This window comes from Chryseobacterium sp. Tr-659 (assembly GCF_011752975.1).
Taxonomy (GTDB): Bacteria; Bacteroidota; Bacteroidia; order Flavobacteriales; family Weeksellaceae; genus Chryseobacterium.
The window spans coordinates 59,656-79,618 of the sequence record NZ_VWWP01000001.1 but is presented as its reverse complement, the minus strand read 5'-3'; the positions used below and the strand labels follow the sequence as shown (position 1 = coordinate 79,618).

The 19,963-nt window shown below is 36.8% G+C and carries 15 protein-coding genes; 9 read left to right on the top strand and 6 right to left on the bottom strand.

Annotated elements, in window-relative coordinates:
- Positions 1-277 precede the first annotated feature (277 nt).
- Genes F3J23_RS00370 through pyk form a run of 5 tightly spaced genes read left to right on the top strand, consistent with a single transcriptional unit; the run spans position 278 to position 4,459 of the window.
- Positions 278-517, top strand: coding sequence for an acyl carrier protein (locus F3J23_RS00370; RefSeq protein WP_002976354.1), 240 nt, complete (start codon positions 278-280; stop codon positions 515-517).
- A 34-nt stretch (positions 518-551) separates the two neighbouring features.
- Positions 552-1,796, top strand: a complete 1,245-nt coding sequence (fabF, locus tag F3J23_RS00365; RefSeq protein WP_167022444.1) for a beta-ketoacyl-ACP synthase II — start codon at positions 552-554, stop codon at positions 1,794-1,796.
- A gap of 9 nt (positions 1,797-1,805) precedes the next feature.
- Positions 1,806-2,570, top strand: a complete 765-nt coding sequence (gene rnc, locus F3J23_RS00360) for a ribonuclease III (protein WP_167022441.1) — start codon at positions 1,806-1,808, stop codon at positions 2,568-2,570.
- Entirely contained in the window at positions 2,548-3,021 is a 474-nt protein-coding gene (locus F3J23_RS00355; RefSeq protein ID WP_167022438.1) for an IPExxxVDY family protein, read from the top strand. Before rnc ends, F3J23_RS00355 begins: the two co-directional genes overlap by 23 nt.
- On the top strand, positions 3,014-4,459 hold the full coding sequence (pyk, locus tag F3J23_RS00350; protein ID WP_167022435.1) for a pyruvate kinase: 1,446 nt from the start codon (positions 3,014-3,016) through the stop codon (positions 4,457-4,459). Before F3J23_RS00355 ends, pyk begins: the two co-directional genes overlap by 8 nt.
- 172 nt (positions 4,460-4,631) lie before the next feature.
- Here the strand turns inward: pyk and F3J23_RS00345 are convergent, their stop codons facing one another.
- From F3J23_RS00345 to hutI, 5 genes are all read right to left on the bottom strand, one after another.
- Positions 4,632-5,927 carry an aldehyde dehydrogenase family protein gene (locus tag F3J23_RS00345; RefSeq protein WP_167022432.1) on the bottom strand — a complete coding sequence of 432 codons (1,296 nt, stop codon included), beginning with the start codon at positions 5,925-5,927 and terminating at the stop codon, positions 4,632-4,634.
- A gap of 142 nt (positions 5,928-6,069) precedes the next feature.
- Positions 6,070-6,993, bottom strand: coding sequence for a formimidoylglutamase (gene hutG, locus F3J23_RS00340; RefSeq protein ID WP_167022429.1), 924 nt, complete (start codon positions 6,991-6,993; stop codon positions 6,070-6,072).
- A gap of 125 nt (positions 6,994-7,118) precedes the next feature.
- The gene (locus tag F3J23_RS00335; RefSeq protein ID WP_185156415.1) at positions 7,119-9,134 is read right to left on the bottom strand and encodes a BCCT family transporter; all 2,016 of its coding nucleotides are present in this window, start codon (positions 9,132-9,134) and stop codon (positions 7,119-7,121) included.
- Positions 9,135-9,435: 301 nt separating this feature from the next.
- Positions 9,436-10,503 carry a DUF695 domain-containing protein gene (locus F3J23_RS00330; protein WP_228455239.1) on the bottom strand — a complete coding sequence of 356 codons (1,068 nt, stop codon included), beginning with the start codon at positions 10,501-10,503 and terminating at the stop codon, positions 9,436-9,438.
- Positions 10,504-10,526: 23 nt separating this feature from the next.
- Positions 10,527-11,753, bottom strand: a complete 1,227-nt coding sequence (gene hutI, locus F3J23_RS00325; RefSeq protein ID WP_167022426.1) for an imidazolonepropionase — start codon at positions 11,751-11,753, stop codon at positions 10,527-10,529.
- Positions 11,754-12,134: 381 nt separating this feature from the next.
- Here hutI and ruvB point away from each other — a divergent pair, with 381 nt between their 5' ends.
- The 4 genes from ruvB to coaE are packed head-to-tail and all read left to right on the top strand — an operon-like array spanning position 12,135 to position 15,301.
- Complete coding sequence (ruvB, locus tag F3J23_RS00320) at positions 12,135-13,157, top strand: Holliday junction branch migration DNA helicase RuvB (RefSeq protein WP_167022423.1); 1,023 nt, start codon at positions 12,135-12,137, stop codon at positions 13,155-13,157.
- Positions 13,158-13,170: 13 nt separating this feature from the next.
- Positions 13,171-13,782, top strand: a complete 612-nt coding sequence (locus F3J23_RS00315; RefSeq protein ID WP_167022420.1) for an FMN-binding negative transcriptional regulator — start codon at positions 13,171-13,173, stop codon at positions 13,780-13,782.
- Positions 13,783-13,795: 13 nt separating this feature from the next.
- A complete protein-coding gene (locus F3J23_RS00310; protein WP_167022416.1) occupies positions 13,796-14,662 on the top strand; it encodes an MBL fold metallo-hydrolase in 867 nt (288 codons plus the stop codon).
- 9 nt (positions 14,663-14,671) lie between these two features.
- On the top strand, positions 14,672-15,301 hold the full coding sequence (gene coaE / locus F3J23_RS00305; RefSeq protein WP_167022413.1) for a dephospho-CoA kinase: 630 nt from the start codon (positions 14,672-14,674) through the stop codon (positions 15,299-15,301).
- 127 nt (positions 15,302-15,428) lie between these two features.
- On the opposite strand, the gene F3J23_RS00300 is transcribed toward coaE, so the two are convergent.
- Positions 15,429-19,850 carry a GEVED domain-containing protein gene (locus tag F3J23_RS00300; protein ID WP_167022410.1) on the bottom strand — a complete coding sequence of 1,474 codons (4,422 nt, stop codon included), beginning with the start codon at positions 19,848-19,850 and terminating at the stop codon, positions 15,429-15,431.
- Positions 19,851-19,963: the final 113 nt, after the last annotated feature.

Genomic DNA, 19,963 nt, shown 5'->3' with positions numbered 1-19,963 from the left:
ATACGCATCAAGCGTATCACTTTTTAAACCCAAAACACTTTATAAAGATAAAAACCATCCCTTATTAAAAACAGCTTATCCTTAAAATGGATCAACTTGTCAGAAATTGAAATTCTGTATTATCTATTAACTAAAATATAAACACCTGAAAACTAAAAGAGTAAAGCTAAACAATCTAAAATGAAAGCTTCCTGTCCACAAAAAAGACTAAAAAAATGTTTTATCGTAAAGAATTTTATATATTTGCACCATCTAACAATTAAAAAAATAATTTACTATGTCAGACATTGCATCAAGAGTAAAAGCTATCATCGCTGATAAGCTTGACGTTGAAGAAACAGAAGTAACTCCTGAAGCTAGCTTCACTAACGATTTAGGAGCTGATTCACTAGATACAGTTGAGTTAATCATGGAATTTGAAAAAGAATTTAACATTCAAATCCCTGATGATCAGGCTGAAAAAATTACTACTGTAGGACACGCTATCGCTTACATCGAAGAAGTAGTAAATAAATAATATTCTTCAACAAAAAAGAAATTAAACAAAGTTTATGGAATTAAAAAGAGTAGTTGTAACCGGATTTGGAGCAATAACACCAATAGGAAATAATGCAAAAGAATACTGGGAAAATCTTGTGAAAGGTGAGAGCGGTGCCGCTCCGATTACTCTTTTTGATGCCACAAACTTTAAGACAAAGTTCGCTTGTGAGGTGAAAAATTTCGATCCGTTACAGCATTTCGATAAGAAAGAGGCTAAAAAAATGGACCGAAATACTCAATTGGGACTTGTTGCTGCAAAAGAAGCAGTAGCACACTCCGGAATTATTGAAGACAATGTAGATAAAAACAGAGTTGGTGTCATTTGGGGTTCCGGAATCGGAGGTTTAGAGACATTTGAAACTGAAGTATTAGGATGGGCTAACACGGAAATTCCGAGATTCAACCCGTTCTTTATCCCAAAAATGATTGCGGATATTACTCCTGGTCACATCTCTATTGAGTATGGCTTCCACGGACCAAACTATACCACCGTATCTGCATGTGCATCTTCAGCAAATGCTATAATTGATTCCAAAATGCTGATCCAATTAGGAAAAGCGGACGTAATTGTTTGCGGAGGCTCTGAAGCAGCCGTTACAGCAAGTGGTGTTGGTGGATTCAATGCAATGATGGCACTTTCTACAAGAAATGACGATCCTAAAACAGCTTCAAGACCTTTCGACAAAGACAGAGATGGATTTGTACTGGGTGAAGGAGCAGGATGTATCGTTCTTGAGGAATATGAGCACGCCGTAAAACGTGGTGCTACAATTTATGCAGAATTATTGGGAGGGGGTCTAAGTGCAGATGCACACCACATGACCGCTCCTCATCCTGAAGGCCTTGGCGCTTATCTGGTAATGAAAAGCTGTTTAGAAGATGCAGGCTTAACTGCTGATGAAGTAGATCATATCAACATGCATGGTACATCTACTCCATTAGGAGACATCGCAGAATCTAATGCAATTTCTAAATTATTAGGCGAGCATGCTTATGACATTCAGATTAATTCTACAAAATCAATGACAGGCCACCTTTTAGGTGCTGCGGGTGTGATTGAGGCTATTGCTGCATTAGGAACTATTATTCATGGTATTGTTCCTCCTACCATCAATCATTTTACTGATGATGAAAATATTGATAGCAGACTGAACTTTACGTTCAATGACGCTGTGAAGAAAGATGTAAAAGTAGCCATGAGCAATACTTTTGGATTTGGCGGGCATAACGCTTGCGTTCTATTTAAGAAAATCTAAATTCAATGAATGGAGTTACAGAAATACTTTTCTAAATTCCTTCTCAAAAAAAGAAAAAGACAATTAACGGAGAGAGAATATTTTCTCAGTACCGAGCTTCGAAAAGTATTGGGTGCAGAGGTTCAAAATATTGCTCTTTATCGTGAAGCTTTTTCTTTGAAAAATTCTTCTAAAAATCAAGACAGCAACTACGAGAGACTTGAATTTTTAGGAGATTCTGTTTTGGGTACAATTATTTCTTGTCATTTGTTCCAGACCTATCCTCAGGCTAATGAAGGATATCTGACACAGATGAAATCTAAGATTGTTAATAGGAAAAACCTTAATAAATTAGGAGAAGACCTCAAGCTTACCAACCTTCTGCAGAAGCAGAACAGTTCTTCAGCTTTGGGGGAGAATATTTCCGGAAATTTATTTGAAGCCTTAATTGGTGCCGTTTATTTAGATTTCCATTATGATACCTGTAAAAAGATCATTCTGGAAAAGCTCCTTACCCCTTCTGAGATCAACAAGCTTGAGAACAAGATTGTAAGCTATAAAGGCCTCCTGCTTGAATGGAGCCAAAAGAAGAAGGTTAATATAAAGTACGAAACCTGCGAGGAAATACAAGCTAATAAATCTGTAGTATTCAGATGCCACGTGTGGCTGGGGGAAGAAAAAATTGCCAATGCAACAGAAACATCCAAGAAGAAGGCAGAGGAAAAAGCAGCACAAAGGGCATTTTATATTTTAAATAAAAAGGAAAATATACTTGGAAATTCAAAAACTTTATGATCTTGATGATATAGAATTTGAAGATATTGCCATAGGATTGGTAAGATTAGCAAAAGATATACCTGCTCATGAGTTTTTCTACAAAATAAATCAGACCAACAACCTCAGTTTTTCAAGAAAAAAAGATTTTGTTCTTCATGGGGATTATTATGATTATTTTTTTCCAAGATTTGAGGCCTATCACAAGTATTCCAAGACCTGTTTTACTTTTATTTCCAATAAATCTTCGGAAAGTAAGCAAAAAAAAGTTCAGACCGAACTCTTTACACAAGAAGAAAACATTAAATTTTTATTAAATAATCAGGTAGATGTGGAATATATTCTACATAGTTCGGAACAGTTTCCTGATTTTTCCGTAATTTTGCTCCCTGAAAATCTTGTGTTTCCAATTCAAGATTACACACTGAGTTCTGATGAAGAACTTTATCAAATTATCCAGTATTATGAATAAGTATTTAAAGAAGACAAAAATTATCGCAACACTAGGGCCGGCTTCATCATCGAAGGAGGTTATGTTAGATTTAATGAAAGCGGGTGTTGATATTTTCAGAATAAATTTTTCACATGCAGATTACGACTTAGTTCGCCAAAATATTGATATAATTAGAGAGCTAAACAGCGAGTATGGTTATTCAGTGGGTATTTTAGGAGATCTTCAGGGTCCTAAGCTAAGAGTAGGCGTTGTAAAAGAAGGCTCTTACTTAAATCCCGGGGACATTCTTACTTTCACCAATGAAAAGATGGAAGGAGATTCTACCAAGGTATATATGACTTACCAACAGTTTCCACAAGATGTAAAAGTAGGGGAAAGAATCCTTATTGATGATGGGAAACTGGTATTGGAAGTTACTGAAACCAATGAAAAAGATACTGTAAAAGCGAAAACAATTCAAGGGGGACCTTTGAGCTCTAAAAAAGGAGTAAACCTTCCTAATACCAATGTATCTCTTCCTGCATTAACAGAGAAAGACATTCAGGATGCCAATTTCATGCTTGATATGGAGGTTGACTGGATTGCGCTTTCCTTTGTACGCCATGCACAGGATATTATTGATCTGAAAGAATTAATCTCCAAACATCCAAACGGAAAATTCAAAACTCCGATTATTGCGAAGATTGAAAAACCTGAAGGGGTTAAAAATATTGAAGAGATTCTTGTTGAATGTGATGGATTAATGGTTGCCAGAGGTGACCTTGGAGTTGAAGTTCCAATGGAAGAAGTTCCTGCCATCCAGAAAAATCTTGTTGAAAAGGCAAGGTTTTATTCAAAGCCCGTAATCATTGCTACCCAGATGATGGAAACAATGATCAACAGTTTAACACCAACAAGAGCAGAGGTAAATGACGTTGCTAACTCCGTATTGGATGGCGCTGATGCGGTAATGCTTTCAGGAGAGACTTCTGTAGGTAGATATCCGGTACAGGTTGTGGAAAACATGGCTAAAATTGTAAAGAATATTGAAACAACTCATTTTTATCAACATAAAAACGAGCCTATCGAAAAAGATTACAACTGTATCGATGAAAGGTTTATTACGAACAGAGTTTGTCTTGCAGCGGTAAGAATTGCTAAAACAACAAACGTTTCTGCTATCGTAACGCTTACTCATTCAGGATATACAGCATTCCAGCTGGCGGCACACAGACCTAATTCTCACATTATCGTATATAGTGGTAACAGAAGAGTTATTACCATGTTAAATCTTCTTTGGGGGGTTCACGCTTACTATTATGATATGAAGAAGTCTACGGATGAAACAATTATTCAGGTAAACATGCTGACACACAATTACGGTTATATCGAAACCGGAGATTTTGTGATCAATATCAATGCGACACCATCATATGAAGGTGGTAAAACGAATACATTGAGACTGACTACAGTTTAAATTTTAAAGCTAAAAGGCAAATAGCTAATGGGCGAAATTGCTTTCTTATCAATAAAAAACTCACGAATAATTTTCGTGAGTTTTTGTTTTTATGATTTGAAGCTTGAAGAAGCTTATTATTGTAAGATGTTTTTGTAAACGTCCCACTCCCTCTTCCAGCTTCCTTTCTATATTAATACTTCCCTACAACAGTTTTCGCTGTTACAAACTCTTTTAAGGCCAGTAAAGAAAGCTCTGTTCCATATCCTGAAGCCTTGCTTCCCCCAAATGGAAAACGCGGATCAGAACTGGTCATTCTGTTAATATTTACGGTTCCTGATTCAAGGTTTTCAATAAAGAACAACTGGCGCTCTATGGTCTTCGTCCAAACTGAGTTTGAAAGCCCGAAAGGAATATTATTGGCCATCTGTAAAGCTTCTTCATCACTTTTAGCAGTCATTACTATTCCAAGAGGTCCGAAAAGCTCTTCTTTTAAAATCGGATTACCTTCCTGAACTCTGATTAAGCCTGGTTTGAATTCGTTTTCCGAGATTCTTTCTAAAGGAATAATAATTTCAGCACCGTTTTCCAACGCTCTGTTGAACTGAGCTTCCAATTCATCTGCAAGGTCCGGTCTTGCCATCCCTGCCAATTTAGTTTCTTTATTTAAAGGATCCCCGATTTCGTATTTTTTATATTCTTCAATGAATTTCGGTAAGAACTCATCTTCAATTTTTTCATCGATAATAAATCTTTTTGCAGCAGTACAGGTTTGCCCGCAGTTCTGCAATCTTGATTTTGCTCCTGCTTTTGCAGCTTCATCCAGATCTGCATCATCAAAAATGATAAAAGCATCGCTTCCTCCTAATTCAAGTAAAGATTTTTTGATATTTAATCCTGCAATGGATGCTACTTCTCCACCGGCTTTTCCACTTCCTGTAAGGCTTACTCCTTTTACAGTATCATGTTCAAGAATTTCTTTTACGGCCTGATGTCCAACTTCAAGATTCTGGAAAATGCCTTCCGGGAAACCTGCCTCCAGAAGAACATCTTCAATTGCATTTCCGCTTCCGAAACAAATTGAGGCATGTTTTAAAACGACTGCATTTCCCGCAAGAATTGCAGGAACAGCAAATCTTAGTACCTGCCAGAAAGGAAAATTCCAAGGCATTACTCCTAAAATTACTCCTTTTGGAACATAATGAACTTCAGAATAGGCAAATTCAGATTCAATCTTTTCGGGTTTTAAAATATTTTCAGCATCTGCATAATAATTCATCATTAATGCACACTTTTCTACCTCAGCAATTGATTCTGAAATAGGTTTATTCATTTCCTTAGTAATGATGGTTCCAAACTTTTCAGATCGGGTTTTTAAAATGTCTGCAGCCTTTGCGATGAGTTTCTGTTTGTCTTCGAATGGTACTTTTCTCCATTCTGAAAATGCCTTATCCGCTTTGATAAGTTTATTTTCAATTGATTGTTCCATAATGTAATTTCTGTTTTAAATTCAAAAAAATTGAATTTATTAATGCCTTTTATGTAAAAAGCATCATGAGAGCAACAAAATTTGTTCCTTAAGATGATATAAAATAATGATTTTTTCTATTGCAAAGTTAAAGCTTTCTTTCTTAAACCATAAACCACTCATTCACAAGACATGCGGCCAGTCTTGCTGTTCTGTCCTGAATATCATAAGCAGGGTTTACCTCTGCAACATCCAGCGCAATAAGCTTTTTGTTTTTAAGGATATGTCTGTAAAAATGCATGAAAGCAGTATCTGCAAAAATTCCGTTATAGGCAGATGCTGAAACTCCCGGTGCGATTGAGGCATTAAAAACATCCATACAGATTGTGAGATAGGCATAATCTACGCTGTCCAGCAATTCATCAATGCGTTGATAAACGGAAGAAAGATTTTCGAAAAATAGTTCGTCTGATAAAATATATTTCATCCCATACTGATGAGCAGTATCAAAAAGCTTCAAGGTATTTGAATTTCTTTGAATTCCGATATGAAGGGAATTGATTGGTCCTTCCTGAGCAATTTGCCAGAATCCTGTTCCTGAGCTTGGCCCTATGCCTTTCTCAGGCTGTCTGTTATCAAAATGGGCATCGATATTGATAATTCCGATTTTCTGCTCGGGAAAAGCAGTTCTTATTCCTAGATAATGTGCATAAGTAACTTCATGCCCACCTCCAAGAACAAGAGATCTTCCACCTTTTAAAAGTACTTTGGAAATATTTTTGGCAAGATTATTTTGAGTGTTTTCCAGATTTCCGTCCTCACAGGTAACATTACCAAAATCCAGCAATTTAAAATCCGGAACGATAACAGGAAAGTTAGACATATTTTTCCTGATCACATCTGGTGCTTCTTTTGCTCCCTGGCGCCCTTTATTCCTCCTTACTCCTTCATCTACAGCAAAACCATGCAGGGCGAAGTCATCTTTTGAAACAGCATCGTAATTACGTTCTTCTTTTACTCTTTGAAAAATTCTGTGATAGAGAAGTTCTTCTCCATCCAATCTGCCTTGCCAAATATTTTGAACCATAATTCTTTAAAAATTCAATTTTAGTCGCATCGTTATATCCAGTAAAGCTAGCTAATATTGTTTAGATATAAAAGTGACTTTCACACATAATACAAAGAATTCACTATAAAATTAACAGGATATCTTTACTCCATATCCTTATTGGCATTACTGCTGATAAACATTTCATTTCTTTTTTCTGAAATTATCTCTAAAAAGCGTTCATAATGTTTCAATACATCAGAGATCAGCTCATTCTTAGTAAAATACTGCACATCATATCCTTCTCTTCCATCTCCGAAATAAGATCTTGGGTAATGGGTTTTGTTATCTTCTATATCCGGAAGATTTTCTTCGTTAATTACGTATTCAGATACTGTTTTTATCTGATTTTTAATTCCATAAATAAAATTATTAACTACTCCCTGATGTATTTCTATTTCTATTCTGACAGGATTATTAAAATGGTTTATTTTGGCCTCAATTCCGTTGGATGCAAATTCCTGTTGTAAATCTGTAAAAGCTTCTTTTGCTTTGACCTGAATAAAATGATCTACGGAAGAATTATCTTTAAAGGAAACGATATTTTTTAAACGTTCTTTCCAGAATTCGCCTGACCACGGCACAGTAGAAGCCGAAAAATTTCGGTCATAATATTTCTGATCAATACTAAGCCCTTTCATCAGGCTTACAATAAATAAGATGATAATGATTGAAAAGGGCAATGCTGTAATCAATGTCATGCTTTGAAGTGCTTTTAAACCACCTACATTCAATAATAAAAGGGATAAAACAGCCAGCAAAACACCCCAAAATATAATCTGCCATTTCGGTGATTTTTTTGCATTTTTTGTAGCAATACTATTCATCACAAATATTCCTGAATCTGCAGAGGTCACAAAAAAGATGATAATGATAAGAATTACAAAAAAACCTGTAAAAGCAGATAATGGCATATATTCCAGAAATCTGAACATTAATGCATCCGGGTCTGTTGCAAATTTACTTAGCTGTCCGTGAGCTGTATTCAAATCAAACCATATGGCACTATTACCAAATACAGACATCCAGATAAAATTGAAGAGCGTAGGTAATATTAAAACTGCCAGAATAAACTCTCTAATGGTTCTTCCTTTAGAAATTCTTGCAATAAACAGTCCTACATATGGAGACCATGAGATCCACCATGCCCAGTATAGAATCGTCCAGTCATAAAACCATGGTAATGCATTTTTTTCATACACATGGGTATTGAAGGTGAGATTGAAAAAATTATTAATATAATTTCCTAATCCGTCAGTAAAACTTCCGATTAGATACACCGTTGGTCCCAGAATAAGGACAAATAATAAAAGCAGAATAACACTAATTATATTAATATTGCTTAGTAATTTCACTCCTTTACCTACCCCTGAAATAGCAGAAATAACAGCAAGGGAGATCAAACAAACCACAATGATGACCTGATACATAAAACTATTCTCAGGGGTAACATGAAGTATATTCAATCCTGAGCTTATCTGAACAACACCGAAACCCAAAGTGGTAGTAATCCCAAAAAAGGTACAGCAAAGTGCAAAAACATCAATAGCATTACCCCATTTTCCGTTAATTTTATTTTTAAGCAGAGGATAAAAGCAACTGCGCAATGATAGCGGCAATCTATACCTGTATGCAAAGTAAGATAATGAAAGACCTACTACTCCATAGATCGCCCAAGCATGAATTCCCCAGTGAAAAAAGGTATAGAGCTGCGCCTGCTTGGCTCTGCTTACATAATGGTTATTTGAAAAAAGCTCTGAAGAATAATGCTGCATAGGTTCAGCCACACTGAAGTAAATCAAACCAATTCCCATACCGGCTGCAAACAGCATCGAGATCCAGGAAAAGAATGAATACTCCGGTTTACTGTCATTGGCCCCAAGCTTTATATTTGAATATTTACTGAACAACAGATAAACCAGAAAAATAACAAATAGTGTTACAGACCATACATATACCCAGTTGAGATTAACAAATATGAATTGTTTGATTCCATTGAGCACACTTTCTGTCTGTTTAGGATACAATGCAGAAAGAAAACAGGTTCCTACAATAAAAATTAGACTCGGAATAGTGACCCCTTTGTTAAAAGTAGATCTAACATTTTGAAAATTCATCATTTTTATTTTCGTATTTATAGTATTGACAAGTCAACCTGGTCTGTGGTATAGCTGTAATAGAAGTACTAAAAGGGAGAAAATATCCAGGTTCTCTGCCTGTTTATCTGTACTTAAGAACTATTGAAAATTGCTGTTTTTGATTATAAATCACCAGCAATTGCGGCACAATATAAGGAAACTTATATGGAATACGAAAAAAGTAAGGGGTTTTATGATTTCAACTTTATATATTCAACCCTTCAAAAAATATAAAAAGATCTTTAAGTTTCCCTGATTATAGAGTATATTTTTCCCAATGTTTTCAATTCACGTTATTATAATATTTAAAGTATTGCCAATATTTATCTTTAAAAATTCTAAATGATATTTTATATTCAGGATTTGTATTTTGTATCGTATTAAAAACTTTTGCTATTTGTCTGAAATCCTTCCCTACAAAATAACTTTCTTTGATATTATCTGCACTTTCTCTTCCCAGATAAAGATATCCATATTTTTTGAGTTCTTCAATAGCCCGATCTTCTATATTGCTTAATCTCTCAAAATCTTCTTTATCGGGAAGCCCATCATTATCTTCACCATTATATTGAACTTTTAATACTGAAATCCATGGATAAGAAGCTTTCCTGTCATATTTTAATAAGGGAAGATTCATACAGGCAATAAGTGGCCTCTCATTTTCCAAATGGGCCCTTATAATAGAAAATTCTTCTTCAATATCTACATGTTTTGTACTCTTGTACTTTTCAATAAATTCTCTTTCCCTCCATTGAAGGAAGTCTTTTAGTTTCTCAATCGGTACAAGCTCTTTTTCTGCCTGATTAATTTCTGTTACTCTAAATGTGTCAATTTGTGTGGCAAAGTTTAGCTCTCCTAAATAGTTATCTAAGAAAATACAGATCCCGGTAGTAATTGCCTCTTTGTTTTCGATATCTCCACTGTAAACAAAAACCAGATCAACCTCATCAGGGTAATCTTCCAGTTCATTAGAATAGAAAAAAATATTATCTCTGGTGAACTTATAGTCTCCCATACTAACATATACATTTTGTATATCCATTTCAGGCTTCAGCGCTGTAAATTTCCAATGGCTAAGCTTGGGTGCAACAGCAATCAGTTCCTCTGCAAAGACAACATTTTTTACTTCTCCGTCTACTGTAATAATCAACTCCGCGATAGATTCATCAGACATTCCGGTTAGAAAATAAAACCCATCATTAAGTTCTTTAAGCCTGGGAGAAATGATATCAAAAAAGTCTTTTTCTATAGCTTCCTGCTCTCCTCTTTCTACAATTCCATAGAAATCTTTTTCCATGGTCAGAAACCAATCCCAAAAAACCTTATAGTTAAGTCTTTCTTCTTTCATCATTCAAATCTTAAGGCTTTTCAAATTTAATTCACAATATTTCCATTAATATAAACTTTCTCAGCTTTCAGACTTCCCTGGTTATACAGAACATTCTGAAAGTTGTTGGTTTTGAAAGTTACAAAATCTGCTTTTTTTCCAGTTTCTAATTGTCCTCTGTCTTCCAGATTAAGGGCATATGCAGCACGGAAGGTCATTCCTGCCAAGACCTCAGCAGTTGTCAGTTTCTGAAAAGTTGCTAAAATGGAAGCCTGTGTAATCAGATTCCCCATTGGGGCAGATCCCGGATTCCAGTCACTGGCAATAGCTACTATAGCTCCTGCATCCAATAATTTTCTTGCGGGTGTAAATTTTTCACCTAATCCTAAGCTTGCCCCCGGAAGAGCAGTTGCGACAGTGTCAGATTGTGCTAAAAATTCAATATCCTCATCAATAGTAGCTTCTAAGTGGTCTGCAGACTTTGCTCCCACTTCTACTGCAATTCTTGAACTTCCCGGTGTAAACTGATCTGCATGGACCGTAATTTCGAATCCCAGTGCTTTTGTTTTTAATAAGAAGTCTTTACTTTCTTCGGGCTGGAATGCAGACTTTTCAATAAAGATATCTACTCTATTGGCCAATCCCTCTTCTTTTACTTTAGGTAAAATTTCAGTAATGATATATTCTAAATATTCCGGATTAGTTCCTTCAAAATCTCTTGGTTTTAAATGCGCTGAAAGACATGTAGGAACTAAAGTTGCCTGAGTGGTTTCCTGAGCTTTTTTAATAATTCTAAGCATTTTCAGCTCATTTTCTACATCCAGACCGTATCCGCTTTTCACTTCAATGGTTGTGATTCCAAGATCAACAAGGAAATTGATTCTTTCCAGCAAGGTTTTCAGCAATTCTTCTTCTGAAGCATTTCTTGTATGCTGTACAGAGCTCCAGATCCCTCCACCGCTTTCCGCGATCTCCAGATAGGTTTTCCCGGCATTACGCATAGCAAAATCATTGGCCCTGTTTCCTCCAAAGCAGATGTGAGTATGAGAATCCACAAAAGCAGGAAGAACTATCTGTTCTCCTTCTACCTTGTCAATTTCTATCGTAGGGTTTTCTGTTTTCAGCGTTTCAAAGTTTCCAACTTCCTGAATAGTGTTATCTTTTACTATGATTCCTCCATCGGCAATGATTTCCAATTGTTCATCAGAAATTTTTCCTCTTAACGGTAAGTTGGCAAGTGTTACCACCTGCTTAAATGGTCCTATTAATTTCATTATTTTAAGGTTTAGACTAAGGCTGATTGTTTCTATTCAAATGATTGGTAATTTTATTCAAATCATGTACTACTTCATCAACCAACTCTTCTTTTTTAGGCAAGCGGTCCGATATATGAAAACATTTTTCAGCAATATTTATTGTTTTTTGCCCAACAGGCATTTCTGTAAAATCTTTTATCAATCTATTATAAAGTTTTCCATCTCAAAAATACTTAAAATATCCCAATTAATTATATCTTACATCTTCTTGTTCATATCCTAGAAACACATCGTTGGTCTAAACCTTAGTCTTCGTCTAAACCTTAATTCAACCTTTTGTCAGTGTACCTTTCAACCTTTGTCTAAATTTCCTATCTTTGAGGTAAATGAAATGAATTAATGCCAGATTTTTTACATCCAGATAAGGAAAACTACTCACGCGAGGAGCTGATGCAGGAAGAACAGATCCGTCCCCAGAGCTTTAAAGATTTTGCGGGACAGAGAAAAACGCTGGAAAACCTTGAAGTTTTTGTTACTGCCGCCAAAAGGCGCGGCGGTGCGCTTGATCATGTTTTGTTACATGGTCCGCCAGGTCTTGGAAAAACAACGTTAGCGAATATTATTGCTAATGAACTTGGTGTAAACTGTAAAATAACTTCAGGCCCCGTATTGGATAAACCCGGAAGTTTAGCTGGTTTATTAACTAATCTGGAGGAAAATGATGTTCTTTTCATTGATGAAATTCACCGTCTTTCTCCCGTAGTAGAAGAATACCTGTATTCTGCAATGGAAGATTATAAGATTGACATCATGCTGGAAACAGGCCCCAATGCAAGAAGTGTTCAGATTGGATTAAATCCTTTTACTTTAGTGGGAGCTACTACAAGAAGCGGTATGCTTACCAAACCCATGCTTGCCCGATTCGGAATTCAAAGCAGGCTTGAATATTATTCTATTGAACTCTTGTCAGTGATTATTCAAAGAAGTGCAAGAGTTTTAGGTGTCATTATTTATGAAAATGCCGCTATAGAAATTGCAAGAAGAAGCCGCGGAACTCCCAGAATTGCGAATGCCTTGCTAAGAAGAGTCCGTGATTTTGCGGAGATTAAAGGTAATGGTGAGATTGAGATCAATATTACAAAATATGCGCTGGATTCTCTGAATGTGGATGAATTCGGGCTGGATGAGATGGATAACAAGATCATGCGTGTCATGATTGAGAATTTCAGAGGAAAACCTGTGGGAATTTCTGCTCTTGCAACATCTATCGGTGAAAACCCGGAAACACTGGAAGAAGTTTATGAGCCGTTTCTAATTCAGGAAGGCTTTATCATCCGAACTCCAAGAGGAAGAGAAGTCACGGAAAAAGCCTATCAACATTTAAATATTACAAGACCTAAAAATCCCGGGGAACTTTTTTAATTCAAATTAATTTATGTTTGTTCCTAAATTATACAAAAGCGAAGATATTGATCTGATGAAAGAGATTATCAGAGAAAATTCTTTTGCATTACTGATTTCTTCAGTTGATAAAATTCGTGCCACGCACTCTATGATGATGCTCAATGAAGATCATCCGGAAAATGCTTATCTTGAAACTCATATTTCAAGGGCTAATCCACAGGCAAAAGTTCTGAAAAACGGAGATGAAGTTCTTTGTGACTTTTTAGGAGCGCATACTTATATTTCCAGCAGCTGGTATGATCATATCAACGTTTCTACCTGGAATTATGAAGCAGTACAGATCTACGGCAAAGTTGAATTGATGAATCATGATGAACTATATGCCCACCTGGACAGATTAACCACCAAATATGAGAAATTCCAGCAATGCCCGATGATGGTGAAAGATATGGGAAAAGAATTTGTGGAAAAGGAAATGAAGGGTGCTTTTGGGCTTAAAATAATTCCAACAGAAATATTTATCAAGCAAAAGCTTTCTCAAAACAGAAAAGAAGCTGATTTTAATAATATCATCCGTCAACTTGAGCAATCTGATGACCAAGCCGGAAAAATTGCTGAGAAAATGAAATCAATAAAGAAATAATCAAAATATACATATGAAGCTATATCCAATACAATGTGGAAAATTTAAACTGGACGGCGGTGCTATGTTCGGAGTCGTCCCGAAGAGTTTGTGGGAAAAAACCAATCCTGCAGACGACAAAAACCTGATCGAACTGGGAACCCGTTCGCTGCTTATTGAAGATGGAAAAAAACTGATCCTGGTAGACTGCGGCCTGGGGAATAAACAGGATGATAAATTCTTCGGACATTATTCTCTTTGGGGAGATGATACTCTGGATAAAAACTTAAAAAAATATGGGTTTGTAAAGGAAGACATCACTGATGTATTCTTAACCCACCTTCACTTTGATCACTGTGGGGGAGCTATAGAATGGAATGATGACAGAACAGGATACAGACCCGCTTTTAAGAACGCACATTTCTGGACCAACGAAAACCATTGGCAATGGGCAACAGAGCCTAATGCAAGGGAAAAAGCCAGCTTTTTAAAAGAAAATATCATTCCTATGCAGGAAAGTGGCCAATTAAACTTTTTACCGCTTCCGAAGACCGGAAACTACGGTTTTGCACCAGACTTGAAAATGGATGTCATATTTGTAGACGGCCACACGGAAAAACAAATGCTTCCGGTAATTCAGTACCAGGAAAAGACAGTTGTTTTCGCAGCCGATCTTATTCCTACGGCAGGACATATTAACCAGGTATATGTAATGGGATATGATACAAGACCTCTTCTTACATTGGAAGAAAAAGGAAAATTCCTTAAACAATGTATAGATAATGAATATTTACTGTTTTTCGAACACGATGCCCACAACGAGCTTGCCAGTCTTAAAATGACAGACAAAGGGGTAAGGCTTGACGAGACCTTCAGTTTTAATGATGTTTTTGGATATTAATTTTTAATTATGGAAGAATTACATTCAGAGACCCAGCAGACTGAACCGGAACCAGCGCCCAAGATCATAGGCTTAACCGGAGGAATTGGTTCAGGAAAAACAACAGTAGCCCATTTTATTGAGGAATTCGGCTTTCCAGTCTATTATTCTGACGACAGGGCTAAAACTATTGTGAATGACAATGAAGATCTTAAAGTAAGGATCAAAGAACTTCTTGGTGAAGAAGCTTATGATGAAAACGGTCTGTATGACAGGAAATTTGTTGCAGACAAAGTGTTTAATGATAAAGACCTGCTTCAGAAATTAAATGAAATTATTCATCCGGCTGTGCGGATTGATTTTGAGAACTGGGTAAAAAAACAAAGCAAGTATTTAGTTTTTAAGGAAACAGCATTATTGTTTGAATTAAAACTCAACAGGCAGTGTTATAAATCTCTTCTAGTGACTGCTGAAGATAACATCAGGATCAAAAGAGTAATGGACAGAGATCATAAAACCTACCGTGAAGTAGAATCTGTAATGGAAAAGCAGATGCCTGAAAAGGATAAAATCAAAATAGCAGATTGTATTATTTACAACAATACCAATCTGGAAGAACTAAAAGAACAGACTGAAAAGGTAGTGTTCAGTATTGAATAAACAAAACTCGTTAGGAATATTTCTAACGAGTTTTTTCATTCTTGAGGTCTTCACTCTAAATCAGGAAAGAATCATAAAAAAATAAGCCCCCGTTTCCGGGGGCTTATTCTATCTGAAATTTAGATCATTATTCTTTGATAAATTTCTTCTGAACAGTTTTACCGTTATCATCGATATCGATAACATAAACACCATTAATCAATCTGCTTACATTGATCTGGTTGTTCAGCAATATACCATCTGCGATTACCTGTCCGGCAGCATTATAAATCTTATATTTCGCTCTCTTGCTAATATTTTTCACAAATAATACTGAACTTACCGGGTTAGGATAGATCATGATATCAGTCTGATCAATAGGGTTAGCAACAGCAGGTTTTGAAATTCTTACAGTATAGTCTTCAACTTCACCATTTTTAAAGCTGGTACAGTTTACTGGAATTCCATCTCTTGACATTGCTACTCTCATTACAACATATTTGTAATCCGTCATACTTACGAAAGCATCTGCAGGAACATTGAATTTACCAGATACCGGGCTGTCTGTATTTGGCGGAGAAGTAAATACTCTTTCATTAATGTCAAACTCTCCGTTTCTGTTGAAGTCAATCCATACTGCAATTCCTTCATTATAAGTATTTCCTGTCCATTTTTTCTCAATGATGATTTCATTGTCCGTAGATCCCTGAATCATTTCGATGAAAGTCTTAGGAACTCCCGTATAATTTGTATACGTAGATGGTCCTGATTCATTTTCCATCATTTTCTTACCAGTAGGCTTCACTGTTACTTTTGAAATATGTTCTCCTGTTGAACTTCCTGAACCCATCTGACAGTAGATTACTGTAGGAGTTGTAAAGTAGTAAGGAGGAGTATAATTTCCAGGTGTTCCATTACAAATGTTTACTACCTGCATTTCATATTTCGTCAATTCTGTAAGACCTGTTAAAACAAGGTTATTTACCAACGAAGGAACTTCCGTCCAGCTAGGAATACCTACTTTTCTATATCTAAGCAAATAGGTTGCTCCCGGGAATGGATCCCACTTAATTTCTGCTGATGTTGGCAATAACTGGGTAATTGTCAATCCTGGAGGAGGAATCTCACAAATTCTTTCCGTAGTAAATACTTTAGGATTAGAATATGGATTAAGAGTAGTTTCTCCGTTACACATATTCGCAATCTGAACTTCATACGTAGTGTATGGTTCTAAAGCCGTTGCACTTCCTAATACATACGTATTAGCTGGAGGAGCCGGCAGGTTAATTGTATTCCATGGTGTTGTTCCTACTTTTCTCCATCTCATTGTATACGTAGAGCTGGCAGCAAGCGGAGCCCAGGTAATCAATGCAGTTGTAGGCGTAATATTACTTATTGTTACATTCGGAGGAGTTGGATCACATCTTGTTGTGAATGTTTTTATCGGAGTAGCTGTACCAACAATATCTCCACATATAGCAGCAATCTGAACCTCGTAAGTTGTAGCTGGTGTCAAACCGTTAATAACCAATGGAATGTTTCCTAATAATGTAGAAGCATATACCGTTGTCCATGTAGTTGTATTCTGAACTCTGTATTTAACCATATAACTTACTCCTGCACCAGTAATACCTATGGTAACAGAATTGTGCGTTGGTGTAAATGTAGGGGTATTAGGAGTTGCATTACTACAAGGACGGATTCTTACTCTGTAATCTTCCACTTCTCCATCTATTGCATTCTGACATAATACAGGAGCACTTGTACGTTTCAGTACAACTCTCATCGTCGTTGTAAGCGGACCTGTATATGCTGTTGCAGGAACAGAGAATACATTTGTAACAGGCGTAGTGGTATTAGCTGGTGAAGTAAGAACTTGTTCATTGGTTTCGAACTGACCGTTTCTGTTGAAATCAATCCAAGCAGTAACTGCATCATTCCCTGTTGAACCTGTCCATCCTTTTGCTACAGAGATTTTATTATTTTGAGAATTAACATCTAAAGTAATAAGAGTCTCAGGAGTTGTATAACTAATATAATTAGTTTGTACTGAAGTATTATTCATTGGAGGAACCCCAAGGTTGGAAGAGGTAACGGTTACATTTGAAATATGGTCGTTAGTTCCTGTTCCTGTCATCTGGCAATATGACAACGGTGGTGTTGTAAATGTTACCGATCCCGAATAACCTCCTGTAGTTCCGTTACATGTAGTAGCTACCTGAACTTCATAATTAGTCTGCTCAGTAAGACCTGTGATACCATAGAAGTTCTGACCCGCAGGTACATTAGCTGTTTGCCAAACTCCACCAGGTGTAGTTCTCCATCTTATGCTATAAGTAGCTCCTGCTGCAGAAACCCATGATACTGTTGCAGTAGTTGCTGTAAGATTATTTACTGTAATATTTGTTGGAGCGGCTGTTGTACAGTTTTGAGGATCAACAAATCTTACTGCATAATCTTCTACTTCTCCCTGAGTGAATGTTCCACAGGCATTAGCATTATCAAAATATCTCATCACAACACGCATACGGGTTGGAAGAGTACCTGTATAAACACCTCCGGCAGCATTCGGTACTGAGAAAGTAGTCGTTACAGGAGTAGTTGTATTATAAGTAGTATTTAGAATTCTCTCCCATGTTTCAAACTGTCCATTTCTGTTAAAGTCTACCCACGCAGAAACTCCATAAGAACTCGTAGTACCTGGCCAGTATTTGTTTACGGAAATTTTATTTGTATTCCCTGTTCCTCTTTCTAAGATAACAAGCCTTGTAGCATCAGCTGTATAATCTTTATAACCATCCGATCCTGAATTACTGATCATCATCGGAGTATTTGTAGGAGTAACCGTTACGTTATTGATATACCCGCTTGTAGCAGTATTAGCTGTAGGTCCTGCTGTACAATACGTAAGAGCAGGTGTGGTAAAGGTTACGCTCGGAGAGTATGCCCCTGTAACACCACCGCAAACAGTAGCCACCTGAACTTCATATTGAGTTTGCTCTAATAACCCGGAAAGTAACTGATTACTGATCATAGCAGTATTCACAGCAATCTGCTGCCATGTACCGCCAGGTAAGCTTCTATATCTTACAATATAAGTAGCATTAGTTGCAGATGTCCACGTTACGTTAGCTGAAGACGGACCAATATTATTAACTGAAATATTGGAAGGCGGAGCTGTAGTACATGCAGAAAGATCGATAAGTTTTACTGCATAATCTTCTACTTCACCATAAGTAAATGTTCCACACGCTGCTGGTGCACTACTTTCTCGTAAAGCAACACGCATTTTCGTTGTAAGAGGTCCAATATAAGCACCGGCAGGTACAGTGAAACTAGCGTTTACCGGAGTTGTTGTATTACTTGCATTATTTAGGACTCTTTCATTGGTTTCAAAGACTCCGTTTCGGTTGAAGTCAATCCAGACTGCAGTGGCAAAGCTCCACTGATAATCAGGCCAAGCTTTAGAAACATTTACTGTGGCAGTATTACCTCTCACCAGAGTTACTAATCTTGTAGGATCTGCACTATAATCCGTATAGTTGCTGAAATTTGAATTGCTTACCATAGAAGGAGCACCCAATCCGTTAACAGTAACCTGGCTGATATATCCATCGATAGTAGAACTTGTAGAACCGGCTGTACAATAGGTCAGAGCAGGTGTAGTAAAGTTCGTACTTGGTGAGTACGCTCCCTGTGTTCCACCGCAGACTGTAGCTACCTGAACTTCATATTGTGTTTGCTCTGTCAATCCGGAAATTGGAGTACTTCCAGCAAGAGGAGTAGTCACATTAATCTGCTGCCATGTTCCTGAAGGTAAACTTCTGTATCTTACTACATAAGTGGCACCTACAGCTGTATTCCAGCTAACAGTAGCTGTACTTGTGGTTACATTATTAACCGAGATATTCGCTGGCGGTGCAGCTGTACAGGCTGTCAAAAGATGACTTACCAGCTGAACTCTTGGAATATCTGATAATCTGTCTTTAGCTGTAGGAGGTGATGCAGGGTTTGGGTTTGCTCCATCCTCATAATAGATCATCCCTCGGTTTGCACCTGCAGTATAGGCTCCCCAAGCAACACCCGGAGAATCCGAATAACTTGGAGATTTTTCGTTCACAGCAATCACAAGATTGTCTGTACCATTCCATGTAAATGGTGTTGCCAATTGAAGGGTTACCCAGCTTCCATTTGTTAAATCAGGAATATCCCCTGAATATACCTGTGTGAGAGAACTTAAAGGAACCCAGTTTGTAGTGGATGCAAAGCTATTCTGAGTTGTATTCCCCATGTAAACCGTCCAGTCTTTATAGGTATCCTGGGAAGGTACAACGGTAGTGGAATAAAACTTGATGGCTGTAATGTAGGTTGATGTACCTATGGCAGCTGAAACTTCAGCAGCGGTATAAATCTGCTGAGAATAACTATATCCATAGTAGGAACGTATGGGGAGATACACGGAGGTACCCGTTCCTGTCCCGATCTGACCTGATTGAGCAGAGACTTTTGATAAAAAGCCTATATTGATCAAACAGAGAAACAGAATTAAAGAGGTAAAGAGTTTCTTCATAATGTTTGCATTAATGTTAATCATACAAATCTAATCATTTTTTATTATTAATTTATAGCTCTATTTAGGTTTTTTTTGAAAAAAAACAACAATATAACCACCTATACCTTAAA